The organism is Pseudoalteromonas shioyasakiensis, assembly GCF_019134595.1.
In the GTDB taxonomy this organism is placed as follows: domain Bacteria; phylum Pseudomonadota; class Gammaproteobacteria; order Enterobacterales; family Alteromonadaceae; genus Pseudoalteromonas; species Pseudoalteromonas shioyasakiensis_A.
On the sequence record NZ_CP077770.1, the window covers coordinates 1,978,754 to 2,002,769 of the forward strand.

Consider the following 24,016-nt stretch of genomic DNA (forward strand, 5'->3'; position numbering starts at 1 on the left):
ATTTGAAATCAATTAGATGATTTCTAATAGTTCAACGTCAAAGATTAGCGTTGAGAAAGGAGCGATTGCTGCACCAGCACCGCGCTCGCCATAAGCAAGTTCGTGTGGTACGTATAAACGCCACTTAGAACCAGTACCCATCATTTGTACTGCTTCAGTCCAACCTTTGATTACACCGCCAACTGGGAACTCAGCTGGTTGACCACGCTCGTATGAGCTGTCAAATACTGTACCGTTGATTAGTGTACCGTGGTAGTGTGCACGAATTGTTGAATCTGCAGTTGGTTTTTCACCATCGCCTGCAGTCAGCACTTCGTATTGAAGACCTGATTCAGTTACAGTTACTTCAGGGCGTTTTGCGTTTTCTTCTAAGAATGCAATACCTTCAGCTGCAAGAACCTTAGCTTCTTCTTCACGACGAGCTTGGATCTCAGCGTTGATTTTCTCAAAAGCTGCTTGAATTGCTGGGATTTCAACTTGGAAATCGTTACCAGTGTATGCGTCTTTCATACCTTCAAATACAGAATTTAAGTTTAAACCTTCGAATGGATTCGCTTTTAATTGCTCACCCATTTGTAAACCAATACCGTAACTTGCTTTTTCAGCGTCTGTTGTAAAATTATCTGACATGTTTTAATTCACGTTTATTTAGTTAAAAGACGTGCTAATAATAACATAAAAAAACAACGAATATCGCCAAGTTTTACTGCGTTTGCTCAGTGTTTGCACTAATTCGCTGCTTTATTTTTTCAATTACAAATGTCGCAACAGGTAATGTAGCGATCATCGAAGCTATAAAAAAGCCGCTCATTAAGCCATCTTTGCCTAACATAATTAAGGGCACAGCAATAAGACCCACAGTAGAAATCACACATGCAGCAATGACAGGCCAATGTTTGTCATATTTACCAATTAGGTGCCCTACTAATACATTAAAACCAATGCCATAAGCGATTGAAGATATTAGTCCGTAATCAGGCTGCGCATCATGCGCCATAGCAACAAGTACATTTATGCCACTATGATAAAAATAAGAAAAGATACACCAAAGCAAAACATGTTTAACAATGCGCATTAGTGTAGAAGAAGACTCGCTTGCTGACATTACTTTTCTCCAGATAGCAAAAAACCGCCCAATAGGCGGTTTTTCTAAATAATGGTGGAGAGATAGGGATTTGAACCCTAGAGGGGCTACAAACCCCTGCCGGTTTTCAAGACCGGTGCATTCGACCACTCTGCCATCTCTCCGTACGGCGCGCATAATAGTGTTTACTGCGTTCGTTGTAAAGCTTTAAATGTAAAAAACTTTAAAAAGGTAATTTTAGTAATACTGTTTAGGACGCTTTGCGATTAAAGAGCAAACTAAACAAACAATTAAACTTACAATTGCAAAGCCTGAGCCCTGCACTATCACGTCAATTTTATTGAGGTTATAACTAGGTATTATGACTAATGCAAAGGCGGGTAAGCAAGTGAGCGTTAAAACGAAGCAACATATTTTAAAGGCGCGACCAAAATCAAAACGCTTAGTGCTATGCATCCACCAAGTAAGCAGAAGCAATATAACTGTAGCAGACAAGCCAAGGTAATGAGGTTGTTTCGTAGACATAGCAACAAAGAAAGTTACTATAGCACCAACAACGCCCCATACTGACCAAGCGAACCAATTTTCTTTTTCACGTAAAAATAAGTTTCCCATTGTTCTCGTCTTCTTTATCGTTATTTTTGTAAGACCATCCATACGTTAACAAAAAATAACCGATTTAAAAACACACTGAAGAAGAATTGTTTCGTTTTTTGCATCCGTGCGCTTCTTACAGCTAAGCTAAATCCACAAAAACTAACATAAGTAAGCTTAATAGCATCTGACTGCTTAACTGTAAAAAAGTTCCTAATATTTATAAATTCTCAAAAAACGTCTCTGGCTTGTGTCTGATTGGCTTTTTAATGTCTACTTCTGGCGTACCTAAATATAAGTAGCCAACAATTTCATCTTGTTCTTTACAACCTAGTGCCGCTTTAACAGCTGGGCTCTGTGCAAAATAACCTGTGCGCCAAATGCCCCCTAAACCTTGCGCAAAGGCCGCTTGTTGCATTGCAAGTACCGCGCAGCCTGCACTTTGTACTTGTTCAATTCGTGGCACCTTTGGGTTTTCAGTTACATCAGCAATAGCAATGATCATCATAGGAGAGCGCAGCGGTAGTTCTTTAGCGCGCTCAATGGTTCTATCATCTTGGTTTTCAGCAACAGCGGCTTGATGATAGATATCTCCTAATTTATTACGTGCATCGCCTTCAACGACAATAAATCGCCAAGGAGCAATACAGCCATGATCAGGCACTTTAATGGCTGCTCGCTTAATAATTTCAAGTTGTTCTACAGTAGGTCCTGGTGCGATAAGGCGAGGATCTGATTGTCGAGTGTGTAATAGCGTTAAAGCGTCCATGAATATTCCGTAAATGCTTAAGTACGATGCCCCTTAATAATCGGGGCAGAAAACCCAAGCTTATCATTTATCTTTATTACCAATAAAGCTATTCGATGCTTTTCTAGTTAACCAATAATCTAAACTAACGTAACGCCCGCCACCTGCAAAAAATAAACTTAAGAGCATAACAAAGTATATTGCGGAAAATTCAATACCATTATTTAATATTACAGGCTTCCCTTTCGCATAGAGGTACTCTGTATAACCATGTGTTTCTAACAACTCGCGCATTTTCGTTAATCTTTCACTGGCTTCATTGGAATTTACTAAACTGGCTTCACTACCTGGTATTGCAAGCCAATTGAGAGCTCTTGCAGGGCTGGTACTGGCATCGGTAGGTGTTACAGCAAACCAGCCATTACTTGCATGCACGGTCGTCGCTGCGACCAGCATGGTGATCATTAAAGGAATTGCGGTTAAACGGGTAAATAAACCTAATAAAATGAAGATCCCCCCTAAAAACTCAGTCCATGCAGATAAAAAGGCTAATACAGAGGGCATGGGTAGGCCTAAACCCCATTCACTATTACCAAACCAAGCAACAATATCCTCAGATGCTAAAAAGTATTGATAAAAGTGAGTGACATCTCCACTTAAAGCAAGTTTATTAAAGCCTGCAATGATCATCACTGGGGCTAAAATCAAGCGAATTAATAGACTCGGTAGTCCATCTAAAAACTGCAGTTTCTTTAAGGTGTGTTGGTAAAGGGGTATTAGGTGTGTGTTCAACATAGCGGTCTCGTGACTAAATAGATTAATCACACAGACCGCACGTTTCCTAGTTTACTTTCAATTAAATTTTACGAGCGACTTGTAGTGCTTCAAAAATCGCACGTTTTGCATCAATTGCAGCAGCTAGTTTTGCGCCACCAATCACGTGAACCTTAGCGTTTTCGGTTTGATTGTCGAAAGTTTCAGTATTTGAAACCTGACCAATACAAGCAATCACGGTATCAACATCGAGGATTTGCTCTTCACCTTTTACAGTAATTTTCAAACCTTGCTTATCAAAGCTTAGGTACTGACACTCAGCTATTTGTTTAACACCGTGCTGTTTGGCAACTTGACGGTGGATCCAACCTGTTGTTTTACCCAGTTCACTACCAAAACGCCCTGCACTTCTTTTAAGCATGTAAAGTTGGCGATTGTCTTTTTCAGGCGCGGCATCACATTCAATACCCCATTGAGTTTTGAATTGCTCAATTGTTTGGCCTTTGTGTTCACTTAAAAAGGCAACCATATCAAAACCGATACCACCGGCACCTAGAATCGCAATTTTGTCGCCTAGTTCTACTTCCCCACGAATGACTTCATCATAAGCAAATACACGCTTGCCATCACTGCATTCTATTTTGGCTTCGCGCGGACGTACACCTGTAGCAAATACAACATCATCGTATTGATTAAGCATATTGTCGGTAAATTCAGTACCGATCTGTAAATCGACATTTAAGCGCTTTAGCTCATTGGTAAAGTAGTTAAGAGTATGATTAAAGTCTTCTTTACCTGGTACTTGCATGGCTAAATTAAATTGGCCACCCATTTGTTCTTTACGTTCAATTAAAGTGACTTTATGACCTTTCGCTGCTAAGTAACAACTTGCAGCAAGGCCTGCAGGGCCAGCACCCACAACCAGTACTAATCGAGCAGATGGTGCTTTTTCAAGGCTGTAATCTAACTCAAAGGCCGCTTGTGGGTTAACCAAACAGGTTGCACGTTTATTTTTAAACACATGGTCTAAGCAGCCCTGATTACAACCAATACAAATATTGATTTGCTCAGACTTATTATTAACGTATTTATTGAAAAACTCTGGATCTGCTAATAAAGGACGTGCCATCGAAATTAAATCAGACTCGCCAGCTTCTAAAATTCCATTGGCAATTTCTGGCGTGTTAATACGGTTAACCGCGATAACTGGCACTGAAACCGTATCTTTTAAGCGTTTTGATGCTTCTTTAAATGCACCTGCTGGTACCATACTGGCAATAGTTGGTACACGAGCTTCGTGCCAACCAATACCCGTGTTAAAGATATCAACGCCAGCTTGTTCAAGTGCTAGTGCTTGTTGTTTTACTTCATCAGGCGTTGATCCATTAGGAATTAAATCCATCACAGACAAACGAAATACAATAATGAATTTTTGACTTACTTTTGCGCGAACAGCTTTAACAATATCTACAGCCAAGCGCATCCGATTTTCTAAACTACCACCATAGTTGTCTGTTCTTTTATTAGTATGGTTAGCCATAAACTCATTAATTAGATAACCTTCAGAACCCATTATTTCAACACCGTCATAACCTGCTTTTTCAGCCATTTTTGCTGAGTTAGCAAAGTCTTTGATGGTTTTTTTGATTGACCCTAACGACATTTCTTTAGGTTTATACGGATTAATAGGTGCCTGAATTGAGCTTGGCGCTTGGTTAAACGGATGATACGCGTAACGACCTGCATGCAATAATTGTAAGCAAATTTTTCCGCCATGTTGATGCACTGCATCAGTATATGCTTTGTGTTTGATCACATCATAAAATGAATTAAATGTTGATGCGAACGGAGATAGCTTGCCTCGAATATTTGGGCTATAACCACCAGTAATAATTAAACCCGTGCCGCCTTTGGCACGTGCCTCGTAGAATGCACGTAAGCGTTTGCGGTTATGCCAGCCTTCTTCTAAGCCGGTATGCATTGAGCCCATAACCAAACGATTACGAAGTTCGGTATGCGGTAATTGTAATTTTTGTTCTAACATTGTGTGCCCCGTTAACTGGTCGAACCTCTATTTGAAATAGATTTTGCGGCAATAACTTAGAATAATCAACTTTTCACTCGTAATTAATCTGTAGCAAATTGTCGTTTTAAACACTCTGTTACTATTTAACAGTTAATTTTAAAGTTATTCTAAGCTAAGATGAGATCACTACTAAGCTGTACTGAATTAAGGATTTATTTTGCTAGCAAAGATATTTAAAGGCATTTGGACCGGGATTAATTTTTCCCGCCGTTTGGTCCTAAACATATTATTTGTATTACTAGTAATACTCTTCTTTGTTGCCATCACAGGCGAAGAAGACCAAGTAAAAGTAGCAGACGGAACCGTGCTACGCCTAAACTTAAATGGCCCTATTGTTGAAGAAAAAACTTATGTTGACCCTGTAGAAGCAGCAATCAACGATGCAACTATGGGTAAAGAAGCACCATCAGAAATTCTTCTTGATGATGTTGTTGAAGTGATCAACCAAGCAACTAAAGATGATCGCATCAGTGTGATGCTTCTTGATCTACAAAAAATGCCAAGTGCACACATCAATAAGCTAAAACAAATAACCAAAGCAATTGATGCCTTTAAAGATGCAGGCAAGCAAGTTATCGCAACAGGCTATTACTATACACAAGCTCAATACTATATTGCCGCCCACGCTAATGAAGTGTCTATGCACCCTTATGGTGGTGTGAGCATTGAAGGCTACGGTATGTTCCCACTGTACTTCAAAGATGCGCTTGAAAAGTTAAAAGTGACTCAACATATTTTCCGTGTGGGTACTTATAAGTCAGCAGTTGAGCCATTTATTCGTAATGACATGTCAGAAGCGGCAAAAGAAGCGAATAGTGTTTGGTTAACTGCACTTTGGAATGAGTATAAAACTGACGTTGCTGCGAGCCGTCCATTCGATAAAAGTAATTTCGATGAAGATATGGATGTTTATCTTGCAAAAATGCAAGCAGTTGATGGCAACTCAGGTCAGTACGCGCTAAATAATCAGTGGGTTGATTCTTTAAAAACATCACAACAAATTCGCCAACAGCTTATTGAGTTAGTTGGTGCGGAAGAAACAGGCAAAACCTTTAAGCAAGTAAGCTTCCGTGAGTATTTATCGCTTGTAAAACCACCTGTTGAGTTCGATAACCCAATCACTGAAAAAGTAGCTGTTGTTGTTGCTAAAGGCACCATTGTCGATGGCGAGCGTAAAGCAGGTGAAATTGGTGGTGACTCTACAGCAGCCCTACTTCGTAAAGCGCGTCTTGATGACAAAGTGAAAGCCGTTGTACTTCGCATCGATTCAGGTGGCGGTAGTATGTTTGCTTCTGAAGTTATCCGTGCTGAAGTATTAGCACTTAAAGCAGCGGGTAAACCGGTTATCGCTTCAATGAGCTCAGTGGCAGCCTCAGGTGGTTACTGGATTGCATCTGCTGCCAATGAAATTTGGGCAGCCCCTAGCACAATTACAGGTTCAATCGGTGTATTCGGTACTTTCATGACGTTTGAAAATACCATGGCTGAATTAGGTATTTACTCAGATGGTGTTGCAACAACAGACCTTGCTGGCTTCTCTATTGCACGCCCACTTGACGAGAAAATGTCAGATATCATTCAAATGAGCGTTGAAAATGCATACAAACGCTTTTTAAATGTTGTAGCTGAAGCGCGTAACATGACCCCTGAGCAAGTTGATAAAATTGCCCAAGGCCGTGTATGGATTGCAACTCAAGCAAAAGAACTCGGTTTAGTTGATAAACTTGGTGATAAACAAGATGCAATTAAGGCGGCAGCTGAGCTTGCTAAGCTTAATCATTATGATGTTAAAACCATCAAGCAATCGCTCACACCACAAGAGCAAATGCTGCAAGATATCTTTGGCACAGCGGCTGTTAAGAGCTTCTTTGCTAAGTCTGATTCATCGCAATCAGTACTAGCAACACAAGCCAACTTACAAAGCCTTATTAATCAGTTAAGTAGTGAAATTGATAACCTAAAAGATTACAACGATCCACAAGGCGTTTACGCTCGTTGTTTAGTGTGTAATGTAATTCAATAAGTTACTTAGCTAAACGATTTTAGGTATACTAAGCCCAGTTATTTAACTGGGCTTTTTTTATGAAACGTAAACGTATATATATCGCCTATACAGGCGGTACTATCGGTATGAAAAAATCGAGCCGTGGCTATGTTCCGGCAGAAGGTTTTTTAACCGAAACAGTGGTCAATAATGCAGAGTTTAATCGTGATGAAATGCCTTTGTTTGATATTCACGAATATTGCCCGCTCATTGATTCTTCAGATATGTCCCCTGCCCACTGGCAATTAATTGCTGACGATATTAAGAGTAAATACCAAGACTATGATGGCTTTGTGGTTTTGCATGGCACCGATACCATGGCCTACACAGCTTCTGCTTTGTCTTTCATGTTCGAAAACCTAACAAAACCTGTAATTGTGACAGGCTCACAAATTCCATTGTCGCAACTTCGTTCTGATGGCCAAGTAAACTTACTCAATGCCATGTATTTAGCCGCTAATTACCCAATTGCCGAAGTAAGCCTGTTTTTCAATAATCAATTATTCCGTGGTAACCGTGCAACAAAAGCCCATGCTGATGGCTTTGATGCATTTGCATCACCGAACCTTGAACCATTAGCCCTGTCTGGAATTAATATTCAACTGATCAAAGGGCAACTTAGCCCTTACGTTGATAACGAACTACAGGTGTCAAATATCACGCCACAGCCAATTGGAGTGCTTTATCTCTATCCAGGGATCAGCCCAAAAGTGGTTAAAAGTTTAGTTAATGACGACATCAAAGCTCTTGTGTTATTAAGTTTTGGCGTGGGTAATGCCCCGCAAGATCCGGCGTTCTTGGACATTCTTAATGATGCAAGTAAACGCGGTATGGTGATCGTTAATCTAACACAGTGCTTAAAAGGCCAAGTTAATATGGGCGGTTATGCAACTGGTAATGCCTTATTAAATTGTGGTGTGATCAGTGGCTACGATATGACTTTAGAAGCGTGTTTGACCAAGTTACACTACTTATTTAGTCAAAAGCTTGAAGTAGAAACAATTCGTCACTTGATGCAAGACAACCTGCGCGGTGAGCTAAGTCGTTAATGAAGCAAGTACAAAAAAGGCACCAATGGGTGCCTTTTTTAATCTATTTGATAATTAACGAACTTTTTCGTCAATCTCAACTAAGTCTGTTAAATGGCATTGCTCACCGCTGTGAGTTTTAATGCCATGTTCACCGAAGTAGTCACGTTGTGCTTGAACTAGGTGACCATTACTTGGTGTGGTTAACGTCGCAATGTAAGTTTGTGTTGCAGTTAACACAGGGAAAGCTAAACCAGATGCAACTGCTGCACCCGTTACCTTACGTAATGCTGCTGATTCACGCTGCATAGAATCAATAAATTCTACACCTTCAGCTACATTGTCTAAGTAATCAGCACGGATGATACAACCTGCGCGCCACGTTTGTAGCGTTTTAGAAAGATCAACTTTCCACTGATGAGCACGAGACGCACCTTTGATAAGAGCTAAACCTTGACGATAAGCAAGTAAACTTGCCAATGTGAATGCATCTTTTAGCTCGGCTAAATCTAAATCAACGGTATCAGTTGCTTTAGCAGCGTAAGTCATTTCTTTAGCAGCGTGTGTATCGCAGGTATTTGTTAAGTGACGTGCTTGAACAGCTGCAACTAGTGATGGCACTGCAATACCTAGCTCTAGTGCATTTTGTGCAGTCCATAAACCCGTGCCTTTCGCGCCAACTTTATTGTCGATTAAATCAACTAGCGGCTCACCTTCTGTTGTTTCAAGGCTTAAGATATGGCTTGAGATTGACAGTAAATAGCTATTTAAAGTGCCTTCTGACCATTCATTGAAAATGTCAGCCACTTCTTTTGGTGAACGATTAGTACCTAAACGTAATAATTGATACATTTCTGCAATTAATTGCATTAACGCATATTCGATACCGTTATGAACCATTTTCACAAAATGACCACTTGCAGATTGGCCTACACGCGCAAAACACGATTCACCTTTGTAGCTTGCGGCTACTTTTTCAAACCACGGCTCAACACGCTCCCAGCCGCCTTCTGAACCACTTGCCATCATAGCAGGACCGTGACGTGCACCTTCTGCGCCGCCTGAAATCCCCATAGTGGCAAATTCAAATTTGTTTTGATACTTAAGTTTACGGCTAATGCCATCTTTGTAGTTACTGTTGCCGCAATCTACGATAATGTCATCACAGTCAACACCTGCTTCTGCAAGCTCTGTACATACTTTATCAACCAATTCACCAGCAGGAACTAAAAGTAGAATCGAACGAGGCGGCTCTAAGCGTCTAACCATATCATTTAAATCAGACACAATATGTAAACGGTCTGCCAAACCTAGTGCTTTCGCACAGCTTAGTAACTCGGCACCCGCATCTGGGTTTTTATCATAAGCTACTAATGTCAGCCCTTTTTCAATCAGGTTGAGGGCAAGATTTTTACCCATAACGCCTAACCCTACTAATGCAACTTGCATTTAGTGTCCTCCTCGGTAACAACTATTGGTTAGTTAATCAAAATAATTACGCGCGCATTATACCCAAGCAGCCCAAAAATGCGAGCTTGACAGCCAACTTGAGAGAAATCATCGAAATCATGAAGCGACGTTGCCCTCAGTATATCAAAATAACCAAGGCATCGGACCAGATTTTTATAATACCCTTTAAAAAGGTATGTGTATTGACGCTACCTGACACCGGTGTCATAATAACGTCATTCACCCTTTGTATACTCTATAATTAATACAAAGAGCCAGATTCTCATAAGTAAAAACAATCATTTTTTACTTATGAGTTCTACATTGTGCTTATGTATAAGCCTATATTAAAGGTTTATAGCACGACATTTTAATAGATAACCATCAATTCGCTTAATATATTTGAGCGCACAGGAGAATTTGATGCTAAGACGCACAAAAATTGTTGCGACCCTTGGACCGGCAACCGATCGCGATAACAACCTAGAAAAAATTATTCGTGCAGGTGCAAATGTGGTTCGTTTGAACTTTTCACATGGCGTAGCACAAGATCACAAAGACCGCGCTGAAGCGGTACGCAGCATTGCTAAGCGTTTAGGCAAACACGTTGCTATCCTTGCAGACTTACAAGGCCCGAAAATTCGCGTATCAACGTTTAAAGACGGTAAAGTAAACCTAGAAGTTGGCGCAAAATTTACCCTTGATGCAAAAATGGAAAAAGGCCAAGGCGACGTTAATGCGGTAGGTATCGACTATAAAGAGCTACCTAACGACGTTAAACCAGGCGACTTACTGCTATTAAACGACGGTTTAATTCAGTTAACGGTAGATAGCGTTGACGGTGACCTTGTGCACACGACTGTTACTGTTGGTGGCGTACTTTCAAACAACAAAGGTATCAACCGTTTAGGCGGAGGTTTAACAGCCCCTGCTTTCACTGATAAAGATAAAGAAGATTTAATCACTGCCACTGAGATTGGCGTTGATTACATTGCTGTTTCATTCCCACGCAGTGGTGATGACATGCGTTATGTTCGCTCTTTAGCAGAAGATGCTGGCTCAAACGCACAACTATTAGCAAAAATCGAACGTGCAGAAGCAGTTGAAACTGTTGAAGCAATTGACGATATCGTGCTTGCTTCTGACGCAGTGATGGTTGCTCGTGGTGACTTAGGTGTTGAAATTGGTGATGCGGCGCTTGTTGGTAAACAAAAGCTTATCATTCGCCGTGCTCGTTCACTTAACCGTACAGTTGTGACTGCAACACAAATGATGGAATCTATGATCGATAATCCTATGCCAACACGTGCAGAGGTTATGGACGTAGCAAACGCCGTGTTAGATGGTACTGATGCAGTTATGTTATCTGCTGAAACAGCTGCTGGTGACTACCCTGAAGAAACCGTAGCTACTATGGCTCGTGTTTGTTTAGGTGCTGAATCACAAAAAGAAACGCACGTTTCTAAGCACCGTTTAGATAGCCGCTTTTCATCAAATGCTGAATCAATTGCGTTATCTGCAATGTATGCAGCTAACCACTTAGATTCTGTTAAGGCAATTGTTACACTGACTGAATCAGGTAGCACTGCTAAATTGATGTCGCGTATCAGCTCTGGTTTACCAATTTATTCATTATCACGTCACCCAAGCACACTGGGTCAAACAGCACTTTACCGTGGCGTTTACCCTGTATTCTTTGATTCAACGAAGTGTGAAGATGAGAGCATGGTACGTGATGCATTAAACACACTTGTTGAGCAAGGCTCTCTAGTAGCAGGTGATACTGTGATTTTAACTCACGGTGATGCAATGGAAACTATTGGTGCAACAAACACTATGAAGATTGTAACAGTTTAATCTGTTACAAATTTTCATTAAAAAAGGCGCAATTAATAATTGCGCCTTTTTTATTTTTAACTTACTAACTTTTGAACAGCTATTAGCTCGCCAGAGCAGCTTTCACTTTATCGCGATAGCTTCGGCTTACTTTTAGTTCTTGGCCGTTATCTAACACTAACAGGTATTCGCCGCTTACTTGAGTTACAAGTTTGCTAATTTGCTTAGTATTAACAATGGCACTGCGGTGAACTCGCACAAATAGTTGTGGATCAAGCTCTTGTTCTAGCTCTTTCATTGTTTTACGAAGAATATGCGTTTGCCCGTCTTGGCAGTGAAGACACATATAATCACCAGCCGCATCAACCCATTGAATTGTAATGACTGGCACACGAACAATTTCGCCCTGCTCTTTTACAGCTAATGATTCTGGATAACGACGGTCAGCAAGGCTATCGCCCGTTGCTAACTTCTTTAAAATTTCTTCGCAATTATTGCCTGTAATGCCAGCAACAAAGCTCGCTAGTTTTTTCTTATGGGCGTTATCTTGTTGCGTTTTTAAATAGGTATGCACTTTTTCTACCGCCTGTTTTAGTCTGTTGTCATCGACTGGTTTAAGAATATAATCCAACGCATGAATCTCGAATGCTTTAACTGCAAACTGGTCAAAAGCCGTGACAAACACAATAGCCGGTAATGGATTTACACTCTCGCTAAGTGCTCTTGCAACTTCAAAACCGTTCATATTTGGCATTTGAATATCTAAGAAAACCAATTGAATATTGCCCGATAAGCATTCATCAATTGCTTCTTGACCATTGCTACATAAACGAATGACTTCTAAATCGTCAAACTCAGAAAGTCGAACAGCTAAGCCTTTTCTAGCTAGCGGTTCATCATCAACGATCAAAGTTCTAATTTTGCTCATTTCTTAACAGCCTTTTCAAACGGAACGCGCAGATTAACTTTTAATCCACTTAGCGTATTGTCAGAGAGAACAAACGAGTAGTTGTTCTCATAAAGTGTTTTTAAGCGGTCCTGTGTATTAGCTATGCCAACGCCTTGAGAATTAACCAGTTGGCCATTTTTAAGCTCAGTGCCAGGACCATTATCGCCTACTTCCAATAATAGTTCATTTGCAAAAACTTGTGCTTTAATATCAATCACACCACCTTCATTTAGTTGCGCTATCGCATATTTTATCGAGTTTTCGATAATGGGTTGGAGGATCAAGCTTGGTACCAAGGCTTCTTTTGCCTGCTCGCTTACATCTACATTAACTTGTAAACGTTCATCAAAGCGTACTTTTTCAATTTCTAAGTACAGCATGAGGGCATGAATTTCTTGCTCTAACGGCACCTTTTTTATTGGGTCGGTATTGAGTGTGTATCGTAAGAAGTCACTCAATTTTGACACCATTAAATTTGCATCTTTGTTCTCTTTTACCAAAATTAAGGTTGAAATTGCATTTAGGGTATTAAATAAAAAGTGCGGATTAAGTTGATAGCGCAGCATTTTCAGCTGAGCTTCGTGAGCCATAGTGGTTGCTTTTAGGGCCTTTTGACGCTCACTTTGCAATAGCTGGTAATACTTAATACCAAAATACAAACCACTCCAACAAAGAATGATATAAACCGAATCTAAACCTTGTTGAAAGTAATAAAACCATTCATTTGGTCGGTAACCGTGACGGTAGATTTCCCACAAATTGAATTTTTGTACAACGGCCCATAATGTGCCTGTTACATAGGAAGCACCAAAAACGACAAGCATTAATACCCAAGGTGAGGCATTCCACACTTTGCGATACATATAACGTAAAGGTACTGTCATTAAACAGCCTGCATAAGCGTTTAATACAATAACAAATACGTAAATATCACGCATTTCAAAGACTTTTGAGCCGATATAATTAACTAACGCATAACCTATCCAGCCTGCAATTTGCAAAACCCAGAAAAAGCGTTGTCGATTATCAACTAATGATTGCCAATTCAAAATATCAGATTACCTTTCATAATTATTTTTATTATACCGATAGTCACGAGAACAAAGCACTGCCGCCTATCTTAATTTTTTATAGCCTTACCGCATTCTTCAGACATTAAAAAAGCGAAGGCCACAACAGCCTTCGCTTTTTATCTGCTTTATTTTTAAGCTAGTTTATCTGAAGCCACTTTATAATTTGGATCTTCAATCACATTCACTTCAACTAAATCACGCGCATTGTGTAATAGTTGAATACAATCAGGGCTTAAATGACGCAAATGCAGTTTCTTACCCACTTTAGCGTATTTGTCTGCAAGACTGTCAATTGCTTCAATCGCACTGTGATCAGCAACACGGCTATGTTTGAATTCAATGATCACGTCTTCTGGGTCATTTTTAACATCAAATAACTCGGCAAAGTTCTTAACCGAACCAAAGAATAAAGGACCATGAAGCTCATACACTTTAGAGCCTTGCTCATCGATGTAATTGCTTGTGTAAATGTGTTTCGCATGCTGCCAAGCAAAAACTAAAGCAGAAACAATCACACCCACACATACCGCTATCGCAAGATCTGTTGCTACGGTTACGCCTGAAACAAGCACGATAACAAAAGCATCAGACTTAGGCACCCGCTTCATCATCTTGAAGCTTGCCCACTCGAATGTACCAAGAACAACCATAAACATAACGCCAACTAAGGCAGCAAGTGGGATCATCTCGATGAGGCTGGCTGCAAAAATGATGAATGCTAGCAGTATTAATGCAGCACTAATACCAGATAAACGTGAACGACCGCCCGAGTTAATATTGATCATTGATTGACCAATCATCGCACAACCACCCATTGCACCAAAGAAACCACAGGTAATGTTGGCTGCGCCTTGACCGATACACTCTTTGTTACTGTGACCACGGGTTTCAGTAATTTCGTCAATTAAAGTCAGTGTTAATAACGATTCAATTAAACCAATTGCCGCTAAAACTAAGGCATAAGGGAAGATAATTTTTAATGTTTCAAGGTTAAATGGCACCATAGGAATATGGAACTCAGGCAAGCCACCGGCAATCGTTGCTTGCTCATTACCTGTCATCCCTTTTAAGAAATCAAGTACAGTGCGCGCTTCTAAATCAAAACCAATCACAATCGCTGTTACAGTTACAATGGCTGCCAGCGATGAAGGCACAGCAGTGGTTAGCTTAGGTAAGAAATGAATAATAGCCATAGTTAAGGCCACTAAACCAAGCATAATATAAAGTGCTTGTCCTTCCATCCACTGTTGACCGCCCATACCGTCTGGTACTTTAAATTGACCCAGTTGTGCTAAGAAGATTACAATCGCAAGACCATTTACAAAGCCCAGCATTACTGGGTGTGGGACCATGCGAATAAACTTCCCTAGCTTGAAGATACCTGCGAGAACTTGCAGTATCCCCATCAATAAGACGGTTGCAAATAAATACTCTACGCCATGATCTAAAACTAAACTTACCATTACAACGGCGAGTGCACCGGTAGCACCAGAAATCATACCTGGACGACCACCAAAAATAGCCGTAATTAAGCCAACAATAAATGCAGCATATAAACCAACCAAAGGCTCAACATTAGCAACAAAAGCAAACGCAACCGCTTCTGGTACCAATGCCAACGCAACGGTCAGGCCTGATAGAATATCGTTTTTAGCAGAGCTTGGCGCTTTGCTGAGTAAGTTAAACATTAAGATCCTCTTTATAGTGAATGCATTTCGGCAAGGCGCAGAATTTTAGCAAAATCCGCAAAAGTTAACAATTATTAACAACAAAACGGCTAGTACCTAAAAGCACTAACCGTTTCCGAAAAATAAAACGTAGTAGAAAAAGACTAAAGAGGTAAAGACGTACTACGCTTAACGCATGTCATGGTCACGTTTGAGTGAACTTCTTGAACAAACTCAAGGTTTAGTAGGTTATCACGAACAAACTGCTCATAACCTTCAATACCTTTTGAAATAATACGAAGCATAAAGTCCATCGTACCCGCCATGCTGTAACACTCGGTTACTTCATCATAGCTCATAATTAAACGCTCAAACTCAGCTAGGTTCGTTCTACCGTGGTTAGATAGACGAACATGGGCATAAACCAACATATCAAAGCCAAGCTTTTTCTCGTCAAGCAAAGCAACTTTACCTTTGATATAGCCATCTTGCTCAAGCTTAGCAATACGACGCCAACATGGAGATTGAGATAAACCAACTTTATCGGCAATTTCTGCCGTAGATAAGCTAGCATCCTGCTGTAATAATGCCAAAATTTGGCGATCTACTTGGTTCAGAGACATTTTATTTCTTTTTCTGTAAAAATACTGGTTAAATTATATAACTGATTTAAAAATCAGTCTGCCTATTTTCTACTATTTATGCAAAAAAATTGCAATTTTATACCGATCCATTTATAAACTACTTAGCTATTGTTACGCGTTGGCATTAACCAAAACGTCCGCTAATAAATGGATTTGTTTTTCGCTCATGCCCTACGGTGGTATTCGGACCGTGGCCTGGCAAAATAGCAACGTCATCAGAGAATGATAAAATCTCAGACTTAATTGATTCGATTAATTGCGCACTATCCCCTTTCGGGAAGTCAGTACGACCGACAGAGCCTTGGAAAATAACGTCACCCACTATCACTTGCTCTGAACCTTGGTGGTAAAAAACAACATGACCAGGCGTATGCCCTGGGCAATGGCGTACCGATAATTCAAGTTCACCCACTGTGATTGTATCGCCATGATTTAGCCACTTCGTTGGATAAAATGGTGTAATTGGTGCAAAACCAAACATTTGCGCTTGCATTGGCAAGGCATCAAACCAAAATTTATCATCTAAATGTGGGCCAATGATATCTACACTAAAATGCTCTGCGAGTTGCTTTGCAGCACCCACATGGTCTAAGTGGCCATGTGTTAAATAAATTGCCTCTAATTGGCAATTTAAAGCAGCAAGTTCTGCTTGAAGTTTTTCTGCATCGCCACCAGGGTCAACCAACGCCGCTTTATTCGTTTGCTCACAAATGATAATACGGCAATTTTGCGCAAAGCCAGTAACAGGAACAGCTTTCACTTTCATGTTATTGTCCTTTTTGTAACTGCTCAAACGCCATTAAAATTGGGTATTTCAAATAGCCTTGATCATAAAATGGTGTACGCTCATAGAGCCAATGCAAGCGCGCATCAGCATCTTTTGCAAATTTTTTATCTTCACGAATTTTTTTATCGAACTCTAAAGCCAATGCAGGTTTTTCTTTTAGCATTTGTCGTGCATAAGGCATCAGTGCATAGTTTTCTACGTATTCAGTACGCTGAAAAATAGTATTAAACTCACCCCAAGCAAAGAATGAATCTGGCGCTTCTGGGTGTAATAAGTGCGTCGCCAGCTCTGAGTATGGCTGCTCAGTTGAGACTTTATACCAGCCGGTCATATCGACATTTTCAACGGTGTTGTAATCAAATGTCGCCTCTACACGAAAACGTCCTTCAAAAGGTGCTTTTGCAAATGAGTAATCAGCAACGCTTGCTTGCGTTAATGGCTCAGAAACAGAGCCATTCAATGTCATTACCTCTACGCCATGTAATTTAAGCTTACTTACCAATTGGCTGTATGCTGGCGGAATATAAAACGCTGTAGGAACGTTAACGGTCTTTTTAACCTCTTTCTGCCAGTAAATAGGCAAAGCGTCATAGTTTTTAGTCTCACCTAAATATTTAACTTCAGGTTGCCCTGACAATGCGCTTTCAGTTCTTGAATAAGCGATACCTTTAAATTCGATGGTATCAGGCTCTTTTGCATAACCGCGTTCAACAACTAATTGTGTCGGTTTGAATTCGAGTTCTTTTTTAACCGCTTCATTAAGGGCTTTATCGTTTGTAGCTAAAGCATCAATGGCACCATCAATAAATACATAAGTACCTAATACGCGCTGCTTATAAGGTTTTAAAGAGTGGTTCTCAACTAAGATGGTCGGTAATGAACGTAAATCACCCCAGCCATTTGAAAAACGTGGTGTTGCCACCCAACCTGCTAAACCTTTTTTAAATTCGCGCTTGTCCATAACAAATACGAGAGGGCCAGGAATATGCCCTGCTTTTTCGAGTTTGGCATCAATAACAGGTTTAAACAGATTATCTAACGCTTGTGACACACTTGGTGATTCACTAGAAAATACCGGGTTATAGCCGTAGGTAACATCATATTGGTAATCAGCACCATCGGTTACATGGACATCCACGTATAAATCTGGCTTAAATTGATTAATAACCTGCATCACACCCCGTACTTCGGGTGTATCAAGCTTAGTGTAATCACGATTTAAATTTAAATTTAGACCATTCGTTCGAAAGCCCATTTCTACTGGGCCACGCTGATTAATACGGTTGTATTGGCTACTACGCTCGTGACCATCAACGTTTAAAATAGGAATAAACAGAATATTTACTTTGCTCAAAATATCGCGGCGTTTACCTGTTGCGATATCGCGTAGCAACATAAACATGGCGTCTTTGCCATCAATTTCACCGCTGTGAATACCTGCTTGAATAAAAATGGTTGGTTTTGTATCAGCAACAAGTTGTTTGGCATCAAACAAACCTTGCTCATTCGCCACTAACATTTTAACCGCACGACCCGCACTGCTTGTTGCAATTGTCGTTACTTTGAATTGTGTTGGGTTTGCAGCAACTAGGCGGTCTACAAACGCCATTGTGTCGGCATAATTAGGCGATAAAGTGCCTTCGCTTAATTCAAAATCTGTGGTTAAAGGTCCTTTTTCTTGCATTAAAGACACACTATCGCCTTGCCATGGCAACAATGGGGGTAAGTGGCTGTCTAAAGTTACTGCAGCAGATAAAAACACTAAACTCGCAAACATATCACTCTCAAGTGCGGTACTTATTCTATATTGGGGAAATTATAACAACTAATCTGAATGGATTGCGTAAACTGCGGTGATTCAACAAAAAAATGGAGCAAACGACATACGCTATGCAAAATTGTTGTTAGTTATGAGTATTAATTAAGATCAAAAAAAGGAGCACTAGGCTCCTTTTTAAACTTTATGAAAAGCGAAATTAAGCCGCTAGGCCTTCTTTTGCTTTTGCAACAAGCGCTGCGAATGCAACTTGGTCATAAACAGCGATATCTGCAAGGATCTTACGATCGATTTCTACAGAAGTCTTTTTAAGACCATTGATAAAACGGCTGTATGAAAGACCGTTTTGACGAGCTGCTGCATTGATACGTGCAATCCATAGTTGACGGAAAGTACGTTTCTTAGCACGACGGTCACGGTAAGCGTATTGACCCGCTTTAGTAACTGCCTGGAAAGCTACGCGGTAAACACGTGAACGTGCTCCGTAGTAACCTTTAGCTTGCTTTAAAACTTTTTTGTGACGTGCACGTGCGATAACACCGCGTTTAACTCTTGCCATTTCTGAAGACTCCTATTAAGCGAATGGTAACATACGTGAAACTAGACCATGGTCATTTTTATGAACCATCATCTTAGGACGTAAGTGTAATTTACGCTTAGAAGTTTTCTTAGTCAGAATGTGACGAAGATGCGCTTGTTTACGCTTGAAACCGCCAGAAGCAGTTTTCTTGAAACGCTTAGCCGCGCCTCTGTGAGTTTTTAGCTTGTAAGCCATTGCAATAACTCCAAATGTATTGCTTAAAAATTAGCAAGCAGGCGAGAGATATAAAAATAGCTCTACTTTTAAGGCCTAACTTACTGCCATATTCCGGTGAAGGCTCACTACAAAAGCAGTGCAACCTTACTTATAACCGGTTATTCCAGGTGAACAGTAAACTGTTACTTGTAGACCTGAAATAAAATCGGTGCGTAATATACCCTGTTTATTGCTTTTTAGCAATAGGTGCCATCATCATAACCATCTGGCGACCTTCAACACGATTTGGGAATGATTCTACTTGTGAAACATCTTCTAAATCAGTTTTAACACGGTTTAATAATTCGATACCAATTTCTTGGTGAGCCATTTCACGACCACGGAAACGGATAGTGATTTTAGCTTTATCACCCGCTTCTAAGAACTTGCGTAAGTTGCGAAGCTTAACCTGGTAGTCACCTTCATCCGTACCTGGACGGAATTTGATTTCTTTAACCTGGATTTGCTTTTGCTTTTTCTTTTGTTCTTTTAGTTCTTTGCTTTTTTCAAAGATGAACTTACCGTAGTCCATAACCTTACAAACAGGTGGCTCAGCATTAGGACTGATTTCTACAAGATCTACACCCGCATCATCAGCGATAGCTTGCGCCTCTTTTAATGACACGATGCCAGCTTGCTCGCCTTCGATGCCAATTAAACGAACTTCTTTAGCTGTAATATCTTCGTTGATACGATTTTTTTGAGCTGTTTGTTGCCCTTTCTTGCCGCCTCTAATGGTACGATCCTCCAAGAATATAAAATAAAAAGCGTGTAGTTGGCTGTTTGTTTTGCCCTACACGCTCATGATTTATTGTCGATTTTTAATTTCTTCGCTTACTTTTGCAACGAAATCATCAACATTAAATTTGCCCAGGTCTTCACCTGTGCGAGTGCGTACTGCCACTTCTTGTTGTTCAACTTCTTTATCGCCAACAACAAGTAAATATGGAATACGTTTTAACGTATGTTCACGGATTTTAAAGCCAATCTTCTCATTTCTCAAGTCAGCAGCGGCTCTAATTCCAAGTTTATTTAATTTTTGTACAATTTCTTGCACATAATCTGCTTGTTTGTCCGTGATGTTCATGATCACGACTTGCTTAGGAGCAAGCCACGTTGGGAACAAACCAGCGTATTCTTCAGTTAAAATACCGATGAAACGCTCAATTGAACCTAAAATTGCGCGGTGGATCATAACCGGTGTACGACGTTCGTTATTTTCAGCAACATAAGTTGCACCTAAACGACCTGGTAATGCAAAGTCTAACTGTACAGTACCACATTGCCATGCACGGTCTAAACAATCATAAAGTGTAAACTCGATCTTAGGACCGTAGAATGCACCTTCACCTGGTAGGTAATCAAACTCAATGTCGTTTGCTTTTAATGCATCAGCTAGCGCAAGCTCAGCTTTATCCCACATTTCGTCTTCACCGATACGCTTTTCTGGACGAGTAGATAGTTTTACAACGATCTTCTCAAAGCCAAACGTCTCGTACGTGTCGTAAACCATTTTGATACATGCAGAAACTTCATCCATGATTTGCTCTTCAGTACAGAAGATATGCGCATCATCTTGAGTAAAGCCACGTACACGCATTAAGCCGTGTAATGCACCTGATGGTTCGTTACGGTGGCAACAACCAAACTCTGCCATACGTAATGGCAGATCACGGTATGATTTTAAACCTTGGTTAAAGATTTGTACGTGACCCGGGCAGTTCATTGGTTTGATTGCGTACTCACGCTTTTCAGATTCAGTTGTGAACATCGCATCTGCGTATTTGTCCCAGTGACCTGATTTTTCCCATAAACCACGGTCCATCATTAATGGACCTTTAACTTCTTCGTAATCGTACTCACGTAATTTTTCACGAACGAAGTCTTCTAGTTCACGGTAAATGCTCCAGCCATCGTTATGCCAAAACACCATGCCTGGCGCTTCTTCTTGCCAGTGCCATAAATCAAGTGCTTTACCAATACGACGGTGATCACGTTTTTCAGCTTCTTCTAAGCGTTTTAAATACGCTTTAAGTTGCTTTTTATCTGCCCATGCTGTGCCGTAGATACGTTGCAGCATCTTGTTTTCAGAATCACCGCGCCAATAAGCACCTGCCACTTTCATGATTTTGAAATGTTGACAGAACTTCATGTTTGGTACGTGTGGGCCACGACACATGTCAATGTATTCTTCGTGATGGTATAAGCCCGGACGGTCATCTTTAGCGATATTCTCGTCTAGGATTTCCATTTTATATGTTTCACCACGCGCTTCAAAAGTATCGCGTGCTTCTTGCCAGCTTACGGTCTTTTTAACAACGTCGTAGTTTGTTTTAGCAAGCTCAAGCATACGCTTTTCGATAGCATCTAAATCATCTTGGCTTAAAGAGTGCTCCATATCGATATCGTAATAGAAACCGTTATCGATGGTCGGACCGATTGCCATTTTTGCTTCAGGGAAAAGCTGCTTAACCGCATGACCAATAAGGTGCGCACATGAGTGACGGATGATCTCTAAACCATCATCATCTTTTGCTGTGATAATTTCTAAACGCGAATCTTCGGTAATTAAGTCACATGCATCAACACGGTTACCATTAACGCGGCCTGCAATCGTTGCTTTGGCAAGACCAGGACCGATATCGCTTGCTACGTCATATGTACTTACAGGGTTTTCAAAACTACGCTGACTGCCGTCAGGGAGGGTAATAACTGGCATTATAAATCCTTAATACAGTGGTGATGCCTACAATGCATCACATGTAATATTTTTAAAAAAATTTTATGTAACTCTGCAACGCTTTTACGAATAAGCATTGCTATTTAAGCTTGTATTTACTGAGTCTTCGCAAATACAAGCAGCTATTGTCGCCGCTCACGTTCTCAAATACAAGTAGTTAGAAGAGTAAATTGACAATTAGTTAAGTCATTTCATACTTAGTGAGTCAGTACTTTTAGAGTGATGAAGATGCCAAACACGCGTACGTTCAAATTTGCAACGTTTAACTTATTAAATTATACCGCGCCACCCTACTCGTTTTATCAATTACATGAACGTTATAACAATACGCAATGGCTGCAAAAACAATTGTTTGTAGCTAATTTCTTGAGCGAGTCAAACCCTGAAGTGGTGGCTTTTCAAGAAGTGTTTAGTCAACATGCATTAGAGGTGCAATGTAAAGAAGCAGGTTATGACTTCTTTAAAACAGTCGATAGCCCATCCCATGATGCGTTATACCCACAAGTATTGTTCAACCCTGTAGTTGCCATTGCCAGTAAATACCCGTTTAAATCAGTCGAAGCGCTTTCTCCTTGCCCTGAATTACTTGAGTATTTAAACAATCAAAATGAGTTCAAATTTAATCGCACTCCGATTAAATGCATGATTGATTTACCTGATTTTGGTGAAGTCTGTTTTTACGTTGTTCACTTTAAGTCACAGCGTGTGCAATCAATGGCGCATATTCTTAATATTCACAACCTTGAAGATCCGTTGCTGCAGTTGTTACACCAAACAGTAGGTACCATGCAGTCTCAAATATCGCGTTCATTAGAAGCATCCATTGTTTATTATGATGCGCTAAAAACCCAGCGAGAAAAGCAATGTGCAACACTCGTTATGGGTGATTTTAACGATGTACTTACCAGCCCTACTTTATCGTTTATGACACAAGGGTTTCATCCTACACGTTGTGAGCCCTGCATAGAACATAACGAACCCGTTGTTGGCCTAACCGACAGCTACGAGTTTAGCCGCTCGTTTTATGATAATAAAAACAAACCCTTTAGCCATTATTACCAAGGTAAAGGTAATGTACTAGATTATATTCTTGCATCTGCACATTTTAATCCCGATTGCCAAGTTTCAAAGGTGAAAGCGCTCGACTATGAAAGTTATGACAAGCATATTTCCCCTACACAACTCACCGAAGACATTAGTGTAAGTGACCATAGTGTTATCGCTATAAAAATTCATTTTTAAAGCAACTGTTTTTCATAACGTTACTTGCTATAATTGCGAAAATTAAGTTATTTAGAGAATGACCATGAGAACATGCGGTGTAGAAATTACAGGTAGCGACGTACTACTGTGTATCTTAACCAAAGACAATGACGTATTTGATATCCGTGATGTCAGACAAACACGTTTTACCTTAGGTAACGGTAATGACACAGAAGTAATGCGTAAATTCCAATTTGATTTCAAAAAATTAATGGAAGATTACCAAATTGACTCTGTAGCAATCAAAGAGCGCCAAGCTAAAGGTAAATTCGCTGGTAGTGCGAAAGGTTTCAAAATGGAAACGGCTATTCAGTTAATCGAGCGCTTAGATGTGCAAGTTTTATCTGCAACTGAAATCAAAGAGCAGCTTAAGCGCAACCCAGTGCCTATCGATTTTGAAGACACAGGCCTGAAAAAATTCCAAGAAAACGCATTCATTAGTGCTTACGTGTACATCATGCGTAAAACTTATAAGCAAGATGAGCCAAAAGCTTAATTGCTGCTTATTCCCAAAAAAACGTGCTACGGCACGTTTTTTTATACCTCAAAACCCATCCTTTACTCTGCTTTATTAAAATTACACTCTGTACATTAGTCTTATAAAGCTTTTCTTTGTCGACAATCTATGTTTAGTTAATCAGGTACGCATGTTTTGAAATCATCCTAATTGATTGTTT

General features: G+C 40.2%; 22 protein-coding genes and 1 tRNA gene. 5 read left to right on the top strand and 18 right to left on the bottom strand.

Features of this window, described 5'->3' with window-relative positions:
* Positions 1-12 precede the first annotated feature (12 nt).
* The 7 genes from KQP93_RS09170 to KQP93_RS09200 all read right to left on the bottom strand — a co-directional run bounded on the left by KQP93_RS09170 (position 13) and on the right by KQP93_RS09200 (position 5,244).
* The gene (locus KQP93_RS09170; protein WP_054553930.1) at positions 13-630 is read right to left on the bottom strand and encodes an FKBP-type peptidyl-prolyl cis-trans isomerase; all 618 of its coding nucleotides are present in this window, start codon (positions 628-630) and stop codon (positions 13-15) included.
* 73 nt (positions 631-703) lie between these two features.
* Positions 704-1,105: a hypothetical protein gene (locus KQP93_RS09175; protein WP_217874126.1), complete on the bottom strand. Its 402-nt coding sequence runs from the start codon at positions 1,103-1,105 to the stop codon at positions 704-706.
* Positions 1,106-1,157: 52 nt separating this feature from the next.
* Positions 1,158-1,248: transfer RNA gene (locus KQP93_RS09180), tRNA-Ser, on the bottom strand.
* A 73-nt stretch (positions 1,249-1,321) separates the two neighbouring features.
* Entirely contained in the window at positions 1,322-1,699 is a 378-nt protein-coding gene (locus KQP93_RS09185) for a hypothetical protein (protein ID WP_217874127.1), read from the bottom strand.
* A gap of 199 nt (positions 1,700-1,898) precedes the next feature.
* The gene (locus tag KQP93_RS09190; protein ID WP_217874128.1) at positions 1,899-2,447 is read right to left on the bottom strand and encodes an NAD(P)H nitroreductase; all 549 of its coding nucleotides are present in this window, start codon (positions 2,445-2,447) and stop codon (positions 1,899-1,901) included.
* A 63-nt stretch (positions 2,448-2,510) separates the two neighbouring features.
* Positions 2,511-3,221 carry an HvfX family Cu-binding RiPP maturation protein gene (locus KQP93_RS09195; RefSeq protein WP_217874129.1) on the bottom strand — a complete coding sequence of 237 codons (711 nt, stop codon included), beginning with the start codon at positions 3,219-3,221 and terminating at the stop codon, positions 2,511-2,513.
* Between the two features lie 61 nt (positions 3,222-3,282).
* Positions 3,283-5,244 carry an oxidoreductase gene (locus KQP93_RS09200; RefSeq protein WP_217874130.1) on the bottom strand — a complete coding sequence of 654 codons (1,962 nt, stop codon included), beginning with the start codon at positions 5,242-5,244 and terminating at the stop codon, positions 3,283-3,285.
* 199 nt (positions 5,245-5,443) lie between these two features.
* Between KQP93_RS09200 and sppA the strand changes: the two genes are divergently transcribed.
* Together sppA and ansA are read left to right on the top strand one after the other, a co-directional pair.
* Positions 5,444-7,309: a signal peptide peptidase SppA gene (gene sppA, locus KQP93_RS09205; protein ID WP_217874131.1), complete on the top strand. Its 1,866-nt coding sequence runs from the start codon at positions 5,444-5,446 to the stop codon at positions 7,307-7,309.
* A gap of 59 nt (positions 7,310-7,368) precedes the next feature.
* Positions 7,369-8,379, top strand: coding sequence for an asparaginase (gene ansA / locus KQP93_RS09210; RefSeq protein WP_054561413.1), 1,011 nt, complete (start codon positions 7,369-7,371; stop codon positions 8,377-8,379).
* A 54-nt stretch (positions 8,380-8,433) separates the two neighbouring features.
* Here ansA and gndA read toward each other — a convergent pair whose 3' ends face one another.
* Positions 8,434-9,807, bottom strand: coding sequence for an NADP-dependent phosphogluconate dehydrogenase (gene gndA / locus KQP93_RS09215; protein WP_209326870.1), 1,374 nt, complete (start codon positions 9,805-9,807; stop codon positions 8,434-8,436).
* A gap of 423 nt (positions 9,808-10,230) precedes the next feature.
* On the opposite strand from gndA, the gene pyk reads away from it, so the two are divergent.
* A complete protein-coding gene (gene pyk / locus KQP93_RS09220) occupies positions 10,231-11,664 on the top strand; it encodes a pyruvate kinase (RefSeq protein WP_217874132.1) in 1,434 nt (477 codons plus the stop codon).
* A gap of 82 nt (positions 11,665-11,746) precedes the next feature.
* Here pyk and KQP93_RS09225 read toward each other — a convergent pair whose 3' ends face one another.
* The 10 genes from KQP93_RS09225 to thrS form a co-directional block, all read right to left on the bottom strand.
* Entirely contained in the window at positions 11,747-12,571 is an 825-nt protein-coding gene (locus KQP93_RS09225) for a LytR/AlgR family response regulator transcription factor (protein ID WP_054554883.1), read from the bottom strand.
* On the bottom strand, positions 12,568-13,641 hold the full coding sequence (locus KQP93_RS09230) for a sensor histidine kinase (RefSeq protein WP_217874133.1): 1,074 nt from the start codon (positions 13,639-13,641) through the stop codon (positions 12,568-12,570). The genes KQP93_RS09225 and KQP93_RS09230 overlap by 4 nt, the downstream gene beginning before the upstream one ends.
* Before the next feature lie 155 nt (positions 13,642-13,796).
* Positions 13,797-15,353, bottom strand: a complete 1,557-nt coding sequence (locus tag KQP93_RS09235) for a SulP family inorganic anion transporter (RefSeq protein WP_217874134.1) — start codon at positions 15,351-15,353, stop codon at positions 13,797-13,799.
* A gap of 143 nt (positions 15,354-15,496) precedes the next feature.
* The gene (locus tag KQP93_RS09240) at positions 15,497-15,955 is read right to left on the bottom strand and encodes an Lrp/AsnC family transcriptional regulator (protein ID WP_036968198.1); all 459 of its coding nucleotides are present in this window, start codon (positions 15,953-15,955) and stop codon (positions 15,497-15,499) included.
* Between the two features lie 145 nt (positions 15,956-16,100).
* Entirely contained in the window at positions 16,101-16,742 is a 642-nt protein-coding gene (locus KQP93_RS09245) for an MBL fold metallo-hydrolase (protein ID WP_217874135.1), read from the bottom strand.
* A 1-nt stretch (position 16,743) separates the two neighbouring features.
* Positions 16,744-18,540 (bottom strand): M14 family metallopeptidase, encoded by a 1,797-nt coding sequence (locus KQP93_RS09250; protein ID WP_217874136.1) that lies wholly within the window; start codon positions 18,538-18,540, stop codon positions 16,744-16,746.
* Between the two features lie 199 nt (positions 18,541-18,739).
* Positions 18,740-19,099, bottom strand: a complete 360-nt coding sequence (rplT, locus tag KQP93_RS09255) for a 50S ribosomal protein L20 (protein WP_036968189.1) — start codon at positions 19,097-19,099, stop codon at positions 18,740-18,742.
* A gap of 15 nt (positions 19,100-19,114) precedes the next feature.
* On the bottom strand, positions 19,115-19,315 hold the full coding sequence (gene rpmI, locus KQP93_RS09260; protein ID WP_054554888.1) for a 50S ribosomal protein L35: 201 nt from the start codon (positions 19,313-19,315) through the stop codon (positions 19,115-19,117).
* A 208-nt stretch (positions 19,316-19,523) separates the two neighbouring features.
* Positions 19,524-20,087, bottom strand: coding sequence for a translation initiation factor IF-3 (gene infC / locus KQP93_RS09265; protein WP_217874137.1), 564 nt, complete (start codon positions 20,085-20,087; stop codon positions 19,524-19,526).
* Positions 20,088-20,144: 57 nt separating this feature from the next.
* Positions 20,145-22,055: a threonine--tRNA ligase gene (gene thrS, locus KQP93_RS09270; protein ID WP_217874138.1), complete on the bottom strand. Its 1,911-nt coding sequence runs from the start codon at positions 22,053-22,055 to the stop codon at positions 20,145-20,147.
* Between the two features lie 249 nt (positions 22,056-22,304).
* Here thrS and KQP93_RS09275 point away from each other — a divergent pair, with 249 nt between their 5' ends.
* On the top strand, positions 22,305-23,318 hold the full coding sequence (locus KQP93_RS09275) for an endonuclease/exonuclease/phosphatase family protein (protein WP_217874139.1): 1,014 nt from the start codon (positions 22,305-22,307) through the stop codon (positions 23,316-23,318).
* 64 nt (positions 23,319-23,382) lie between these two features.
* The gene (locus KQP93_RS09280; protein ID WP_054561405.1) at positions 23,383-23,835 is read left to right on the top strand and encodes a DUF3010 family protein; all 453 of its coding nucleotides are present in this window, start codon (positions 23,383-23,385) and stop codon (positions 23,833-23,835) included.
* Positions 23,836-24,016: the final 181 nt, after the last annotated feature.